Genomic DNA, 15,273 nt, shown 5'->3' on the forward strand with positions numbered 1-15,273 from the left:
GACCCACAGACCCAAGACGAGTGCCCTATGAAACCTAGGCCAACCGTCAACCATCACCTGGGATCGAACCGTCAAGCATCAGGTGGGACTAGACAGGCAAGGTGGTGGACGCAACGGTGCTCGATGTTATCCGTAGTCATGTATGCCGATATGGTCGACGACAAATCGCAAGTTGGTGCTATCGATCGCGAAATAGATGCGGCCGCACTTATCTGGCTCGCGCTTCGCATCGTCCACCTTGACATGTGGAACTGTGTCGAGTCTCGCCCCCTCGTAGACGATATGCGTACCGGAAAGTGAACTATCGAAGAGTGCGATCTCGATTCCATGCGAAGTTCGTCCGACTTCAGCTATTCGCCCGCTGACTTTGCCATCGCTTGCTCTAAAATCATACGCTAATCTCGACAATCGTTCCAAGTGATCAAACATTCGCTCAGGGAAGCGATACCGATTCTTCTCCATCATACTTCTGGCTCGCTCGGTTAGATGGAAGTAATCACTGCGAAGCAACTCGGCCGCCTGGGCGAATTGCTTCCAATCCTTAATAGGAGTCCTCGTTGAGTTAAGCGGTTCGATCTCACGAAGATGGAGCATGAGCTCAATCTTCGTGTCCTCGAACGTCATGTCAGCACTTGAGCTTCCTAGTATCTCGGCGACCGCAGAAGGCCTGGCAATTAGATAGGGATCTATGTATGCTTCAGGACTTGACACCCAACCTGCCCAAACAAGCAAGGCACTGGGGGGTGCTGTACGTAATTCTCGGATAATATTGCTACGCGTTAAGTCTGGATTTACGCGTACATCCAAATTTACACGTCGCAAACCGGCGGCGAGTTGCGCTTGTCGTTTCCAGTCGGCGGGAATACTTTGGCTACGCCCGCCCGGTCCGCCGAGTAAAATTGTGACAGTTTTCCACGGCGAACTCCCTGGTTCGGGGCCAATTAGAACGGATGACGGCTTTGCTAGGCAAAACTCCTGAAGGAGCCACTCCTCCAGTTCATCAATGGCCGACGTCCAACGAACGTCTGCATGCGCAACGCTACTACTGCCCATCCTTATGGCATTCTCGACGACGAGAAATCTACCGAACCCGTAGCGGATTCCTATCGTTCCAAAATTCAGTCCGAGAAACGTAGATACCCTTCGCGGCTCTTCTCTTCTAAAGGAATCTGGACGCAATCCAAAAGTGCGCAAGTGTTCATCAGTAGGCGCAGCTAAGGAAAGTGCAATTGCAGGGCTTCGTAGTAGCTCTAACTTAGCGCCTAGCTCAACTCCTGCGCTAAGTCCGTCGATCGATATCTGCTGATCGACGACTAGGCTCAAACCGTCTGGATCCGATGGCAGAACCAGGTCCCGCTCGCCGGGCAACCTTAACCTTGACTTCTTCTTAAACGCGACTCGACCTCCGGACATGTACTCCGTGGAGCTAGGCGCAATGCGCACATTGTCAAGGACGTCCAGCAGCGTCTTCATCTCAAATTTTCATTCCGAGTACAGGTAGCCGATGGGTAGTCTGATTCGTCGAAGCTCATCAATTGGCATGCGGTCTATCGCCGCATGGAGGCTCTCTCTCATCTCAGACTCTGTCGACCTCACTCTGTCTTCGCCTTCGCGCTTGTGATGTCCTCTGGCGTCAGCTTCAGTGTTACTAAAGTGCCAAAGCTTACTTCCCGCCGCTAGTCGAAGCAAGCTCTCCAGGCTAATTCTACTAGCAAAGCTGTGATCAGGTCGTTCAACCACAGGCCCAGGGATAGATTCCTCTTTACCTTCGGAATCTATGCGATCTATTACAAGAGATTGCAGGCGCGGATTCGCTGCTTTCCAATCTCCAATGACGGCGCGCACTTCGTTGGTCAACGCTATGTGCCAGTGATCGAGCTGCGCCGGGAACTTTTTTAGTATTGCTACGAAAGTCTTTGCAGGTTGCGCACCGTCAAGGGCCGCCTCAAGTAGCTTCCTTAGCTCTGGGTCAGCTATAGTGGACGTGAATTTCCTCATCCATCCTAGCTGCATGCCCACCGAGATCGGCTCTATAGGAACAAAATTTTCCGGGTGCTCCTCAATCCTTTTGCGAGACTCTTGGAATTCTTGCGGTTCTAGTATTGCTGGTTGCCGCGGAAGAACGATCGCACGGTCATGCTCGACGTCGTACCAGCGCGCAAGCGACTGGTTCCAGTTCACGAATGCTTTCCATACATCGCGGCGGACGACAGCGGGACGAACAGATATTCTGTTTCCGATAACGTCAGGAAGAGCGACTCCTAGGTCTCCTTCACGCCCACTATCCAATTTGACGAAATCGCGCTTTTCGGCGTCAGCAAGGAACTCGCGGAAACGACTATATCCCAGATCCGCTAGGCGAAAACCGCCATAAGTGAGTTCGCGTAACTGAATTCGCACCTGACTTGCAGTAGGCGGCCGCTCTCGACTTGCGCGCTGCAGCAATTCTACGGCTGTAACCAGCAGCTTAAAGGCGTCTTCGCGACGGCCCATCATGTTGTGCTGAGATTCCCCCAGCATGTCACCAGTTGACATCCACTACTCCACGTGTGAGGTAGGCCGGGGCCCGCTTGGACCCCGGCCTATTCGACTGTGGAAGTAGCACCAGCAACAGCTGACACCTGACTCTGCTTCCCCGCAGGGGCTAGGCTTGACGGTTGAACCACCTACTGTGCTTCAGTGGGTCGGTCTCGCCCGGCTGGTCAGGTGCCCACACCCCGTCCCCTTGCACTGTCAGGAAGGAAACAGAGTTTCAGCACTCTCCGGTACTCATCATGGCCATACGATCCAGGTCAGTCAAGTAACACTTAGATACCTTGGTCACACATAACGTAACTTTGAATACTCAGCGTTACATCATGTAGGCTGTTTGGGGTAACGGACCGTGGGCATTCGGAGTACATGTGATCTCAATCACATTTGGTAACACTTCGTGTAGCGGGCTGCTGAGGTGTACTATCCCGCACTCCAGCTGAAGTCAAGAGTGCTTCTGGCCTCAGTATGTAAGAGAGCCACCTCATCGGGATGTAAGAGAGCCACCTCATCGGGTGAACCTTCCGTGAAGCTCACTTCGACACGACTTACCTGTGCGGACGTCGGCGGGACATCCGCACTCCCAACAAGATCACGGCAATCCCGATGAAGGGCGGCAGTGATATTGACTCGCTGAGGAAGGCGATGCCGAAGACTACCGACGTGATCGGGACCAGATAAGTCACCACTGACGCACCTACGGGTCCTTCCGTCCTAATCAGTGCGTAGTTGATGATGTAGGCCAGGCCGGTGCCGAGTACGCCGAGGATCGCCAAGGACAGCCATGGCACCCATGACCACGTCGGCGCTCCGGCCGTGTCGAGAGGCAGCGTCAGTGCCGTGAGGACACTTGCTGCGATCAGTTGGCTTGTCGACAGGACTGTTGGCGTGAGGTTCTTTGGGGTCAGGTACTTGCTCATGTACAGGTAGCTGATGCCGTAGCTCAGCGCGGCCAGCAGGCAGAACAGCGCGCCCAGCGTGTTGACCGAACTGGCGTCCCACGGCGTGAAGATCAGCAGGCTGCCGAGAAAGCCCAGCACCAGGCCGAGCACCTGCAACCCGCTCAGCCGGGACGACTGTCGCACCAGGAAGGCCAGAGCCAGCGTCCACAGCGGCGTTGTCGCGTTCAGCGCGCCAGCGATGCCCGAGTCAACACGGGTCTCCCCCAGCGCGAACAGCAGATACGGCGCTGCGTTCGCCACCAGCGCCGCTACGAACAGGTGGCCCCACGTCGGCAGGTCCGCGGGAAGCTTGTCCCGGCGGATGGCCACCACTGCCAGCAGGACCAGCGCGCCGAGCACCATGCGGGCAACGGTGAGCTGGATTGGGCTGAAGGCGTCCAGGGCTACCTTGATCCACAGGAAGTTGGAGCCCCAGACCAGCGCCAACGTCGCGATCAGTAGTGGTCCGCGGACCGAGGTGCGCACGTCAGGGCTCGATGTCGAAGTTGTAGACCAGGCCCGACCGATCAGCGCGGTGCACAAACCTGGTGACCTCGAATGCCTCGCCGTTCTGGTCGAAGCTCGTGTGTAGAACGTCGAGCACGGGCACTCCGGCCGGCGTCTCCAGGAAGCGGGCTTCCTCGTGCGTCGGCATGCGTGCGGTGACCTCGTCGCGGCCGGTTTTCAGGGTATGGCCCTTGTCTTCCAGTCGGCCGTGGATGCCGCCCGGTCCCGTCTTCGGCTCGGTCAGCAGTGTGCCTTCTGCGTCTGACCAGCGCAGATACGTCGTCACGAGCTGTACCGGTTCGTCGTCGGCGTGGTACTCGTTCAGGCGGCGGAGTACTGACTCCTCGTCCGCGGGGACGTTCAGGCGTTCGGCCACTTCGGGCGGTGGAACTACGCGGTCGATCGCCACGGCCTCGATGCGCGCGGTCTTGCCCTGACGCTGCATCTCCAGGCGGAACGGGGTCAGGCCGGTCTCGCGGTATGCCTTCCTCGAGTAGCGGTCGTTGCCCCACCGGAACAGGCGTTGCGTCTCGCGGACGAAGACGCCCTTGCCGTGGTGCGGGGTGACCAGTGCCTCTTCTGTCAGCAGGCGGATCGCCTCGCGGGCGGTGTTGCGGGCTGTGCCGAAGCGGCGGGCCAGCTCGCGCTCCGACGGCAGCTTGTCGCCCGGCGCTAGCTCGCCGGACGTGATCAGCTCGCGCACCGCATCGGCGATGCGGCGGCTGGGGAGCTGCTCGGCCTCGGGGCCGTCGGCAGGGGTCATGCCACTCAGCATACAACTGGCTTAAACCAGTTGGTTGCCGACGGCGATGCGATGTGCTTCACTGGCTTAAGCCACTACTGGCTCAAGCCAGTTGTACACAGGAGGTAACCACATGGCTGTCCCCTACGGCACTCGCTTCCCGGTGGACTTCGACCTGGTGTTTCCGCAGGGTGCGTACATCATCGGCGAGGTTGTACCCGTCACCGAGTACCAGTCCCAGGAGGACAAGGCCCGCAACCGGCCGGTCCGCCCGCGCATCGACGAGGCGACCGGTCTCCCCCTGTTCCGGGTGACGATCGCGGACCCGTCGGCAGAGAAGGACCGCGACAAGTCGATCACTGTCGAGATCGCGGCCAAGCAGCAGCCGGTGCCTCCGGCGGCCGTGGCGGGCCTGCCCTTCCGGCCGGTGATCCTGGAAGGGCTGACGGTCCAGCCTCGCGCTGAGGCGTCCGGGCAGGCCAAGTGGATCACCTGGGTGATCCGGGCTACCGGACTGCGGGCGGTCGACGCGCCCAAGTCCACGTCATCGGCCAAGTCCGCTGCGGCCTGATCGGGGGCGGGGTGTTCACAGTGACATGCGCTCCAGGTCGCGGGGCTGCCGCCGACGTGCGACGGGTCGGCCCCGGCTGGCTCTCGCTCGTCCTGACCATGGACCCGGGCAGGCTCGTGATCGACGTTCCGGCCGTGAACGGCGGCGGGATCATCCTCGCGCGGTTCTGCCAGGACCTTTCTGTTGCGGCTCAACAGGTCGCGGTTGACCTCGGCCGCAAGCCCCATGGAGGTGGTCAGGGATGACGTTCAACGTGACGTGCAGCCCTGGCCGCGACGCCGCCGCTGGCTTCATGCGGGTCACCGAGCACCTTCCGGCGCTCGTGATCTACCTGGACCCGGTCAATTTCGCGATCCAGCTCCCGCCGTTCCCCGGCGGCGATCTCGTGCTGGCAAGGTTCTGCCGGGAGCTGGCTCGCGAGGCCGCGAAGCTTGCCGCTGAGATCGATCCGGACGGGGAGCCTGCTCCGCCGGAGCGCAGGCCCCGGCATCTGCTGGTGACCGGGGACGACGGTGACTCTGGTGGTGGGTACTGATGGCAAAGCAGGTTGCGCCGTCGTCGTTGTTCGAGGCGCATGAGGCGTTGTGGCGGCGCAGGCCCGCTCATGACGCGGCACCGGCTGAGTGGGCGGCGTTTCACCGGCACAGCGCGGAGGTGTACGCGGCGGCGGCCAAGGCGGACGTGGCGAACCGGCAGGAGGCGTCTCAGTACGCGGTGTTCGCGATCCGTCGTGCTCGGGAGATCGAGCACCGGCTTGACCCGACGCTCGACTGTGAAGCCTGACTGGCTGGCGGCGGCTCGGATGGTGGATGTGATGGCGACGGCGATGCCGGTGAGCGGTGCCCGTCTGGATGGTGTTGACGTGACCGATGAGGCCACGGCTGCCGCGATCGCGCGTGCCTTGGGTGAGGAGTTGCGCCGGGTCCGTGAGGCACGGGGCTGGTCGCGAGCTCAGTTCGTGAAGGGCTTGCCGTCCCAGATCGGTGACCGCACCCTGTTGTCCTACGTGTGGGACGGGGACACGCTGGTCTACGGCTGGGGTGAACTGCACCTCGACGAGGCGACTCCCCATATCGGCGCTCGGTGGACCGATGGCGGGCAGCCTCGGGACGTGCGGCACCTGAAGTCACGCGGCGCTGGCGAGGGACGAACCGTGCCGGTGCCACCGGACCTGACTCGGCTGCTGTGGGAGCACATCGAGCGATACGGGTTCGGTGCCGATGATCTGTTGTTCCGGGGTACGCGGGGTGGACCGCTGCCGATGATCACCTACACGCGGGCCTGGCGAGCTGCGAGGCGCATCGCGCTCACTGAGGAGGCTCAGGCCACGCCCCTCGCGGCTCGGCCCTATGACCTCCGGCACGCGGCCGTGAGTACCTGGCTGTCCGGCGGCGCTGATCCTGCCCTGGTCGCCGAGTGGGCGGGGCACTCGCTGGCGGTCCTCATGGAGGTCTACGCGGCCTGCCTCTACGGCCAGGACGTGATCGCCAAGCGGCGGATCCAGGAGGCGCTAGGCCATTGATCATCTTGTCCGCGCATTGTCCGCAGCCACCTGGGAAACGCCGGATCGGGCCGGACACAGCCGGGCACTAACGACAACAGCCCCTCGACCAGAACTGCTGGCCAGGGGCTGTTTTCCTGGGCGCCCACGGCAGGATTTGAACCTGCGACACCTGCCTCCGGAGGGCAGTGCTCTATCCCCTGAGCTACGTGGGCTCGTCTTGCGACTGCGGGAAGCTTAGCGCATGCGGTTTCGGGGCTTGCGACTACCGTGACCTCATGGGTCGACGGTGGGTGGAGTCGGGTGGGGTTCGGCTTGCGGTTTACGAGGACGGGCCTGGTGACGGGGCTCCTGTCGTCCTCGTGCACGGCTATCCGGACAATGCGTCCGTTTGGGATGGGGTGGTTCGGGAGCTGGCGGCGCGGTTTCGGGTCATCCGGTACGACGTTCGCGGAGCCGGTGAGTCCGGGGAGCCTGGGGCACGGGACGGGTACCTGATCCCCCGGCTGGTCGAGGACCTCGTCGCCGTCGTGCGGGACGCTTCTGACCAGCCGGTTCACCTCGTGGCTCATGACTGGGGGTCGATTCAGGCCTGGGCCGCCGTCAGCGACCCCGAACTGAGCGGGCTCTTCGCCTCCTACACCTCGATCTCCGGTCCCGATCTCGACCACGTCGGGACGTGGATGCGTCGCGCGAGCAAGGGGCGGGTGCTTCGGCAGCTTCTTCACTCCTGGTACATCGGGGCGTTTCAGGTGCCGGTGGTGCCCGAACTGGTCTGGCGGCTGCCCGTCCTGCGGCGCAGGTTCCACGCCAGGTACCGGGACGCCCGCAACGGGATCGAGCTCTACCGGGCCAACATGGTAGGGCGGCTCTCGCGGCCCGGGGCTCGGCGGATCTCCGTACCCGTTCAGCAGCTCGCCCTCACCCAGGATCCGTTCGTCACGCCCTCGATTCTCGAAGCCGCCGACCCGTGGTGTGAGCGGCTCTGGCGGCGGCCTGTGGCAGGTGGGCACTGGCTTGTTCGGGACAAGCCTGTGCTGGCCGCCCGGATGATCGTCGAGTTCATCGATCACCTTCGCGGGGATGCCGCTCCTCGGGAGCTTGCTCGGGCCGTTGTCGGTGCGGACGCGCCTGGCGGGCGGCTTGCTCTCGTGACCGGCGCTGGCAGCGGGATCGGGCGGGCTACGGCACTGGCTCTCGGCGCCGAAAGTTGGGACGTCCTGTGCGTCGACATCGACTTCGACGCCGCTGCCCGGACCGCTCAGGACGTCGGCGGGGCGGCTCTTCAGCTCGACGTCGCCGACGCCGAGGCCACCCAGCGGTTGGCTGACCACGTCCTCGCCGAGCACGGGGTGCCTGACCTTGTCATGGCCAACGCCGGTGTGGCAGTCGCCGGGTCGTTTCTCGACACCTCGCTCTCGGACTGGCAGCGGGTGTTCGACGTCAACGTCTGGGGTGTCATCCACACACTGCGCTCGTTCCTGCCGCCCCTGGTCGCGCGTGGGGAGGGTGGGCACGTCGTCATCACCGCGTCCGCCGCCGGGTTTCTTCCGCTTCCCTCTCTTCCCGCCTACGGGACCACCAAGGCTGGGGTTCTGATGCTTGCCCAGTGCCTCGCCGGGGAGCTTGCCGCCGACGGGATCGGGGTCAGCGCCATCTGTCCCGGGTTCGTGCACACCAACATCACCTCGTCCGCCCGGTTCGCCGGGTTGTCCGCCGACGAGGAACGAGCGCAGCAGGCCCGGACCACCGAGCTGTACCGGCGGCGCGGGTTCGGGCCCGAGAAGGTCGCCGCCGCCGTGGTGGCCGCCGTGCGGGAGAACAAGACCGTCGTGCCCGTCACCGCGGAGGCCAAGGTCGGTGCCGTGGCCAACCGCCTCTCCCCCGCGGCCACGCGGGCCGTGCTCGCTGCTCTCGGGCGGCGGATCTGATCGGACGACGCAGGCGGCTTGTTGTGACTCCCTGTGACGGAAGGCACGTCGCGACGGGAACGTACGGTGACGGTCCGCCGTTGTACAGGTTGGTCAACGATTGCGGCGGCAACAAACCTGACGCCTTCCCGGTGATGTCGACACCCCCAGGACATTGCTGACGTGGCTCGGTTTTCGCCGCGGTCGGGACCGGAAACGCCGGCCGGATGTTCCCCCCAGCCTCCGGCCGGCGCCCACAACGCCGCGAGTCGCGCGCTGGAACATGGCGAGTCGCGCGCTCGGCCACATCGAGTTGTCAGTTTCGTGCACACGTCGACGCCTCACGATGTGCACGAAACTGACAACTCGGTATGTCTTAGCGCGCGACTCGCGCTGTTCCTGCGCGCGACTCGCGCTGTTCCAGCGCGCGACTCGCGGGGGTTTTGCGCGTGACTCGCGGGGTTACTTGGGGTCGTAGGCCAGGTTTGGGCGTAGCCAGCGTTCGATTTCTTCTACTGGGAGGCCTCGGCGGGTGGCGTAGTCCGTTACCTGGTCCTTGTTGATGCGGCCTACCGTGAAGTAGCGGGAGTCCGGGTGTTGGAAGATCAGGCCCGAGACCGCTGCCGCCGGGGTCATGGCGTAGTTGTCGGTCAGGCCGATGCCCAGTGACGACGAGTCCAGCAGCTCGAACAGTTGCTTCTTCTCGCTGTGGTCGGGGCTTGCCGGGTAGCCGAGGGCCGGGCGGATGCCGCGGAACCGTTCCGCGTGCAGGTCCGCCAGGGACGGCTGCGCGTCCGGCTCGAACCAGCGGCGGCGGGCCTCCAGGTGGATGTACTCGGCGAACGCCTCCGCCAGGCGGTCCGCCAAGGCCTTCACCATGATGGCCTTGTAGTCGTCGTTCTCGGCCTCGTACGTCGCCGCCAGGTCCTCCGCGCCGTGGATCGCCACCGCGAAGCCGCCCAGGTGGTCACCCGAGGGGGCCACGTAGTCGGCGAGCGAGCGGTTCGGGCGGCCCTCCGGCTTCTGCGTCTGCTGCCGCAGCATCGGGAACCGCTCCCCGGACGCCAGGACGATGTCGTCGCCCTCGGAGTGTGCGGGCCAGAAGGCGTACGCGCCACGTGCGGTCAGCGAGCCGTCGGCGATGATCTGGTCCAGCATGGCGTTCGCGTCGTCGAACAGTTCGCGGGCCACCGGCTGGTCGAGGATCGCCGGGTACTTGCCCTTCAGCTCCCACGCCAGGAACAGGAACTGCCAGTCGATCATCTCGCGCAGTTCGGCGATCGACGGCTCGACGACGCGCAGGCCCGTGAACTCGGGCGTCGGGATGTCGTCGAACGACACGGCCTCGCGGTTCGCGCGCGCCTGGTCCAGCGTCAGCAACGGCTGGCGGCGCTTCTTCTCGTGCTGCTCGCGCAGCGTGTCCTGGTCCTCGCGGTTGCGCTTGGCCAGGGCCTCCGCGCGGTCCGCGTCCAGCAGGTCGGACACCACGCCGACCACGCGGGACGCGTCCAGCACGTGGACCGTCGTGTTCGAGTACGCGGGCGCGATCCGCACCGCCGTGTGCTGGCGGGACGTCGTGGCACCGCCGATGAGCAGCGGCAGCTTCAGCCCGCGCCGCTCCATCTCCGCCGCCACCGACACCATCTCGTCCAGCGACGGGGTGATGAGCCCGGACAGACCGATCACGTCGGCGCTCTCGGCCACCGCCGTGTCCAGGATCGTCGCCGCGGGCACCATCACGCCGAGGTCGATCACCTCGTAGTTGTTGCAGCCAAGAACGACGCCGACGATGTTCTTGCCGATGTCGTGCACGTCGCCCTTGACCGTGGCCAGGACGACCTTGCCCTGCCCGCGCGAGGTGTCGATCTTGCCTTCCGCGCGCAGCTTCTCCTTCTCGGCCTCCATGAACGGCTCGAGGTAGGCGACGGAACGCTTCATCACGCGTGCGCTCTTCACGACCTGCGGCAGGAACATCTTGCCGGACCCGAACAGGTCACCGACGATCTTCATGCCGTCCATCAGCGGGCCCTCGATGACGTCGAGCGGCCGCGCGGCCTGCTGCCGGGCCTCCTCGGTGTCGTCCTCGATGAAGTCCACGATGCCGTGCACGAGCGCGTGCGACAGCCGCTCCGCGACCGTCCCCTCGCGCCACGACAGGTCGACGACCCGCTTGGTGCCCTTGCCCTTCACGTTCTCGGCGAACGAGACGAGCCGGTCGGTCGCGTCCTCGCGCCGGTCGAACAGCACGTCCTCGACCAGCTCCAGGAGGTCGGCGGGGATGTCCTCGTAGACCGCGAGCTGGCCCGCGTTGACGATGCCCATGTCGAGCCCGGCGCGGACCGCTTGCAGCAGGAACGCCGAGTGCATGGCCTCACGCACGACGTTGTTGCCGCGGAAGGAGAACGACAGGTTCGAGATGCCGCCCGAGGTGCGTGCGCCGGGGCAGCGTTCCTTGATCCTCGGCAGCGCGTCGATGAACGCCTTCGCGTACCCGTTGTGCTCGGCGATGCCGGTCGCGACCGCGAGCACGTTCGGGTCGAACACGATGTCCTCGGCCGGGAAGCCGACCTTGCTCGTCAGCAGGTCGTAGGCACGGCCGCAGATCTCGACCTTGCGGTCGGCGGTGTCGGCCTGGCCCTGCTCGTCGAACGCCATGACCACGACACCCGCGCCGTACTCGCGGATCTTGCGCGCCTGGGCCAGGAACGGCTCCTCGCCCTCCTTCAGGGAGATCGAGTTGACGACCCCCTTGCCCTGCACGCACTTCAGGCCCGCCTCGAGGACCGTCCACTTGGAACTGTCGATCATGAACGGGATCCGGGCCACCTCGGGCTCGGTCGCGATCAGGTTCAGGAACGTGGTCATCGCCTGCTCGCTGTCGAGCAGGTCGGCGTCCATGTTGACGTCCAGCAGGTTCGCGCCGCCGCGCACCTGGTCGAGCGCGACGTCGACGGCGCCCTGGTAGTCGTCGGCCTCGATGAGGCGGCGGAACTTCGCCGACCCGGTGACGTTGGTGCGCTCACCGATCATGACGAAGCCGGTGTCGTGCCCGATCTCGAACGGCTCCAGGCCGGCGAAGCGGGTCCTCGTCGTGATCTCCGGGAAGTGCCTGCGTGCCTTGCCACGCGCCGCCTCGGCGATCTTCGCGATGTGCGGCGGGGTCGTGCCGCAGCAGCCGCCGATGACGTTGACCATGCCCGCGTCGGCGAAGTCGCCGAGCAGCGCGCCGATCTCCTCGGGCGTCTGGTCGTAGCCGCCGAACGCGTTCGGCAGGCCCGCGTTGGGGTGGCAGGCGACGTAGGTGTCGGCGAGCCGGGCCAGCTCGGCCACGTGCGGCCGCATCTCCTCCGCGCCCAGCGCGCAGTTCACGCCCACGACCAGCGGGTTCGCGTGCGCGACCGACCGCCAGAACGCCTCGACCGTCTGCCCGGACAGCGTGCGGCCGGACAGGTCGACGATGGTCACCGAGATCCACAGCGGCAGGTGCGGCGCCACCTCGTGCGCGGCGGCGACGGCGGCCTTGCAGTTCAGGGTGTCGAAGATCGTCTCGATCAGCAGGAGGTCCACGCCACCCTCGGCGAGCGCGCTGATCTGCTCCGCGTAGGCGGCCTTGACCTCGTCGAACGTGACCGCGCGGTACGCCGGGTCCTCGACCTTCGGCGACAGCGACAGGGTCACGTTGAGGGGGCCGATCGAGCCGGCGACGAAGCGGCCGCCGAACTCGTCCGCGGCCTGCCGCGCGAGCCGGGCACCGGCGACGTTCATCTCGCGCACGAGGCTCTGCAGGCCGTAGTCGGCCTGGCCGATGGAGGTCGCGGTGAACGTGTTGGTGGTCGTGATGTCCGCGCCCGCCGCGAGGTACTGGCGGTGCACGTCGAGGATGACGTCCGGGCGCGTGAGGTTCAGCAGGTCGGGGTCGCCGGTGACGTCGTGGGTGTGGTCGTCGCCGATGCGGTCACCGCGGAAGTCCTCCGGCTTGAGGGAGGCGTTCTGCAGCATGGTGCCCCACGCGCCGTCGAGCACGGCGATGCGCTCGTCGAACAGAGCGCGAAGGGCCGGTTCTTTGCTCATGTGCGACCTCCCGTTGTAGTGGGAGGCGCCCTTGGAATGGTCGTCCGGGCCGAGCGTGGCGGACCCCAGTCCGTTGCAGCGCCTCTCGGCCCAAGGGTGACTTTAGCGAGTTCGCGGCACCACCGCGATGGCGGTCACATCGCGGGATGAGCGACTCGTTCTGCAGTCCCACCCGAGCCGACGCGCGACCGGGCGGTCAGCCCGGGCCTGCGCGCCACAGGGTTTGGTTGTTGTCCTGACTGTCGTTGGTGGGCCCCGCCAGCACGTAGATGCTGTCACCGACCCGCGCGACTCCGGTGACCACTCCGGTGGGGCCGGCCGCGTCGCGAATGCCGCCACCGAGGGTAGCAATCCGGACCTTCCCCCGATCGGAGTACACGAGGGTGTCACCGAGCGGTGGCGGGGGCCGGTCCTTGTCGCCGACGGGCACCTCCGGTACGTCGGGGACCCGTCGCCAGGTGTTACCGCGCCCCTGCCACACGGCCAGTTTCCCGTCGACCTGGCCCGCGACGGAACACGTGTTCCCGCAGGCCACGGTGATGGCGGCGGCGCGACGACCGGCGTCGGGCAGCGTGGCCGTGACCACGTTCCCGTCACGCAGCGTCCACACGACGGGCCGCTGCCGGCCCTTCACGAGCTGCCAGCCCGCGATCACGACCTCAGCGCCGCTCCAGGTGGCTGCCATGGGGTACTTCAGAGCGGCTCGAGTGCTCTCCAGTGGTGATCCGGCGGAACTCCGGCGAGTCCACGTGCTGCCGTCCGTCGTCCACACGGACGGGTCCAGTCCGGCGCTTCGGCTCTGCCAGGTACCGACGAGCAGCGGGCCGGTGTCGGGGAGGACGCCGTCGATGAGGTCGCCCGCGCCGAGCCCGCCGAACGTGGAGAACGCCTGTGGCTGCTCGGCCATGCCCTTCCCGGTGGTGCGCCAGACGCTCCAGCGGACGTTCCCGTGCGCGCCGCCGCGCTTGCCGCCGACGGCGAGGATCTCCGGTTCACCGCCGGTCTCCCTGGCGGCGAGCGAGTACCACAGTGCTTCCGCGCCGTAGCCGGTCGCCGGGGTGAGCGGGATCTCGGTGTTCTCGCCGTCGCGGTGGCGGACGATGCCCGGCCCGCCGTCGTCGCTGACCGCGACCACCAGCTCGTCCCCCATGGCGGCGATGCGGACCGGCGCGGCGCCCGGCGGCAGCTCGACCTGGGTGAACCGGGTCCGCGCGGGTGGTTCGGGCGGCGCGGAACCGCAGCCGGCGACCAGCAGGACCGCGAGGACGACCGGCAGCATGCGCACACCGGTAAGTGTGCCTCAAGTGGTTAGTTCCATGGGGTCGAATTTCGCGTGCATAGTTCGCGTTCATTCGGGGAACCCCCGGCTGTGGTGTCCCCTGGCCGGTTGAGGTGAACAGCTGTGGCAAGTGCGGAGGCGGGCCCCGCCCGCGGATCGATGGTGACGTTCCTCCTGCGCGACGAGCACGGAGAGCGGTTCCGGGTGGGCGAGGCGGTCGGCCCGCTCGAGAACGACCCGGTGACCGGCGAGTTGTGGCTCGGCATCCGCATGTCCGAGAGCAGGCTCCGGCAGACGGTGACGCTGATACCGCTGTCGACGATCCTCAACATCACCCCGCCCGGTGGGGTGGAGCGCGGCGCTCTCTAACTTTCCTGACAGCGGGGGCACCACACCGTTCCCCGGCCGCCGACCCGCCCGCGCCGCAGTCCGGTGCGACAGCGGGGGCAGACCGCGGGGCGGTCGTCGCGGTGCCCGGTCAACCAGCCACGCCTCGGGGGCACCCGCTCGTCACGCACCGAGGTGCGCAGCACGGCGCGCATCCTGGCGTGCAGGGTGGCGATGTCCGACTCGGCCAGACGGTGACACGGCCGCCGGGGACTGATCCGCGCGCGCCACAGGATCTCGTCGGCGAGGAGGTTGCCGAGCCCGGCGATCAGCGTCTGGTCGACGAGGGCCGTCTTCACCTGCCTGCGCAGCCCGGCAAACGCCGCCGCGAAGTCGCTCCGGGACACCGTGAGCGCGTCCGGCCCGAGATCGCGCAGGACGCGGTCCGGATCGGCCACGAGACGAAGACCCTGTAGCTTTCTCATGTCTCGATAGCGCAACTCGCCGGACGCGAATTCGAAAACCACTCGGTCGTGCGGCCGGCGTTCACTATTGCGCGAACACCACTCCAGAGCACCGGTCATACCGAAATGCAGTAGCAGGACCGGAGTGCGCTCACGCGTTGCTACCGACACCTCGAGCCATTTACCGTGGCGAATGGGTTCGGCAAATGACACACCACGCAGCCGACGTGTGAAGGCACTTGCCGAGATACCTCGTAGCACCTGGTCATCGCACACTTCGACGCGTTTGACGGGCCGTCGCACGGCGTGTTCCGCGAACACCCGGCGAAATCCCTCGACATCGGGCAGTTCCGGCATGCCGACCGGTTACCCGTACCCCAACGGCGCAATCACCGGCACGGCGCTGCCATCGCGTTCCGATCCGTGTC

The 15,273-nt window shown here is 65.6% G+C and carries 14 protein-coding genes, 1 tRNA gene, 1 pseudogene and 1 riboswitch; of the genes and pseudogenes, 7 read left to right on the forward strand and 9 right to left on the reverse strand.

What is annotated here, in order from left to right:
• Positions 1 to 126: 126 nt before the first annotated feature.
• The 4 genes from ACIBVP_RS40080 to ACIBVP_RS40095 form a co-directional block, all read right to left on the reverse strand.
• Complete coding sequence (locus ACIBVP_RS40080; protein WP_396111771.1) at positions 127 to 1,473, reverse strand: hypothetical protein; 1,347 nt, start codon at positions 1,471 to 1,473, stop codon at positions 127 to 129.
• 9 nt (positions 1,474 to 1,482) lie between these two features.
• Positions 1,483 to 2,535: a UPF0158 family protein gene (locus ACIBVP_RS40085; protein ID WP_396111772.1), complete on the reverse strand. Its 1,053-nt coding sequence runs from the start codon at positions 2,533 to 2,535 to the stop codon at positions 1,483 to 1,485.
• A 545-nt stretch (positions 2,536 to 3,080) separates the two neighbouring features.
• Positions 3,081 to 3,959, reverse strand: coding sequence for a DMT family transporter (locus ACIBVP_RS40090; RefSeq protein ID WP_396111773.1), 879 nt, complete (start codon positions 3,957 to 3,959; stop codon positions 3,081 to 3,083).
• A gap of 1 nt (position 3,960) precedes the next feature.
• The gene (locus tag ACIBVP_RS40095; protein ID WP_396111774.1) at positions 3,961 to 4,743 is read right to left on the reverse strand and encodes a GntR family transcriptional regulator; all 783 of its coding nucleotides are present in this window, start codon (positions 4,741 to 4,743) and stop codon (positions 3,961 to 3,963) included.
• 112 nt (positions 4,744 to 4,855) lie between these two features.
• Between ACIBVP_RS40095 and ACIBVP_RS40100 the strand changes: the two genes are divergently transcribed.
• From ACIBVP_RS40100 to ACIBVP_RS40120, 5 genes are all read left to right on the forward strand, one after another.
• On the forward strand, positions 4,856 to 5,293 hold the full coding sequence (locus tag ACIBVP_RS40100; RefSeq protein ID WP_396111775.1) for a hypothetical protein: 438 nt from the start codon (positions 4,856 to 4,858) through the stop codon (positions 5,291 to 5,293).
• Positions 5,294 to 5,313: 20 nt separating this feature from the next.
• Positions 5,314 to 5,538: a hypothetical protein gene (locus tag ACIBVP_RS40105; protein ID WP_396111776.1), complete on the forward strand. Its 225-nt coding sequence runs from the start codon at positions 5,314 to 5,316 to the stop codon at positions 5,536 to 5,538.
• A complete protein-coding gene (locus ACIBVP_RS40110) occupies positions 5,535 to 5,828 on the forward strand; it encodes a hypothetical protein (protein ID WP_396111777.1) in 294 nt (97 codons plus the stop codon). The genes ACIBVP_RS40105 and ACIBVP_RS40110 overlap by 4 nt, the downstream gene beginning before the upstream one ends.
• Entirely contained in the window at positions 5,828 to 6,076 is a 249-nt protein-coding gene (locus ACIBVP_RS40115; protein ID WP_396111778.1) for an AMED_5909 family protein, read from the forward strand. Before ACIBVP_RS40110 ends, ACIBVP_RS40115 begins: the two co-directional genes overlap by 1 nt.
• Positions 6,077 to 6,155: 79 nt before the next feature.
• Positions 6,156 to 6,815, forward strand: coding sequence for a hypothetical protein (locus ACIBVP_RS40120; RefSeq protein ID WP_396111779.1), 660 nt, complete (start codon positions 6,156 to 6,158; stop codon positions 6,813 to 6,815).
• 121 nt (positions 6,816 to 6,936) lie between these two features.
• Here ACIBVP_RS40120 and ACIBVP_RS40125 read toward each other — a convergent pair.
• Positions 6,937 to 7,009: transfer RNA gene (locus ACIBVP_RS40125), tRNA-Arg, on the reverse strand.
• Here ACIBVP_RS40125 and ACIBVP_RS40130 point away from each other — a divergent pair.
• Positions 6,983 to 8,725 (forward strand): SDR family oxidoreductase, encoded by a 1,743-nt coding sequence (locus tag ACIBVP_RS40130; protein WP_396111780.1) that lies wholly within the window; start codon positions 6,983 to 6,985, stop codon positions 8,723 to 8,725. The genes ACIBVP_RS40125 and ACIBVP_RS40130 overlap by 27 nt on opposite strands.
• A 441-nt stretch (positions 8,726 to 9,166) precedes the next feature.
• Here the strand turns inward: ACIBVP_RS40130 and metH are convergent, their stop codons facing one another.
• Both metH and ACIBVP_RS40140 read right to left on the reverse strand, forming a co-directional pair.
• Positions 9,167 to 12,775 (reverse strand): methionine synthase, encoded by a 3,609-nt coding sequence (gene metH, locus ACIBVP_RS40135; protein ID WP_396111781.1) that lies wholly within the window; start codon positions 12,773 to 12,775, stop codon positions 9,167 to 9,169.
• A 16-nt stretch (positions 12,776 to 12,791) separates the two neighbouring features.
• Positions 12,792 to 12,868, reverse strand: a riboswitch (S-adenosyl-L-homocysteine riboswitch).
• Between the two features lie 103 nt (positions 12,869 to 12,971).
• The gene (locus ACIBVP_RS40140) at positions 12,972 to 14,060 is read right to left on the reverse strand and encodes a hypothetical protein (protein ID WP_396111782.1); all 1,089 of its coding nucleotides are present in this window, start codon (positions 14,058 to 14,060) and stop codon (positions 12,972 to 12,974) included.
• Between the two features lie 117 nt (positions 14,061 to 14,177).
• On the opposite strand from ACIBVP_RS40140, the gene ACIBVP_RS40145 reads away from it, so the two are divergent.
• A complete protein-coding gene (locus tag ACIBVP_RS40145) occupies positions 14,178 to 14,423 on the forward strand; it encodes a hypothetical protein (protein WP_396111783.1) in 246 nt (81 codons plus the stop codon).
• Here ACIBVP_RS40145 and ACIBVP_RS40150 read toward each other — a convergent pair.
• A complete protein-coding gene (locus tag ACIBVP_RS40150) occupies positions 14,420 to 14,866 on the reverse strand; it encodes a zinc finger domain-containing protein (RefSeq protein ID WP_396111907.1) in 447 nt (148 codons plus the stop codon). The genes ACIBVP_RS40145 and ACIBVP_RS40150 overlap by 4 nt on opposite strands.
• Positions 14,867 to 15,202, reverse strand: a pseudogene (locus ACIBVP_RS40155) (DNA-formamidopyrimidine glycosylase family protein); the annotation flags it as partial.
• Between the last annotated feature and the right edge of the window lie 71 nt (positions 15,203 to 15,273).

It is taken from the genome of Actinophytocola sp. NPDC049390, assembly GCF_044466355.1.
In the GTDB taxonomy this organism is placed as follows: domain Bacteria; phylum Actinomycetota; class Actinomycetes; order Mycobacteriales; family Pseudonocardiaceae; genus Actinophytocola.

What these genes read in the sequence shown, in the direction of transcription:
- ACIBVP_RS40080 (WP_396111771.1), bottom strand. Translation starts at nt 1,473, where the DNA reads ATGAAGACGCTGCTGGACGTCCTTGACAATGTGCGCATTGCGCCTAGC.
- ACIBVP_RS40085 (WP_396111772.1), bottom strand. Translation starts at nt 2,535, where the DNA reads ATGTCAACTGGTGACATGCTGGGGGAATCTCAGCACAACATGATGGGC.
- ACIBVP_RS40095 (WP_396111774.1), bottom strand. Translation starts at nt 4,743, where the DNA reads ATGACCCCTGCCGACGGCCCCGAGGCCGAGCAGCTCCCCAGCCGCCGC.
- ACIBVP_RS40100 (WP_396111775.1), top strand. Translation starts at nt 4,856, where the DNA reads ATGGCTGTCCCCTACGGCACTCGCTTCCCGGTGGACTTCGACCTGGTG.
- ACIBVP_RS40110 (WP_396111777.1), top strand. Translation starts at nt 5,535, where the DNA reads ATGACGTTCAACGTGACGTGCAGCCCTGGCCGCGACGCCGCCGCTGGC.
- ACIBVP_RS40115 (WP_396111778.1), top strand. Translation starts at nt 5,828, where the DNA reads ATGGCAAAGCAGGTTGCGCCGTCGTCGTTGTTCGAGGCGCATGAGGCG.
- metH (WP_396111781.1), bottom strand. Translation starts at nt 12,775, where the DNA reads ATGAGCAAAGAACCGGCCCTTCGCGCTCTGTTCGACGAGCGCATCGCC.
- ACIBVP_RS40150 (WP_396111907.1), bottom strand. Translation starts at nt 14,866, where the DNA reads ATGAGAAAGCTACAGGGTCTTCGTCTCGTGGCCGATCCGGACCGCGTC.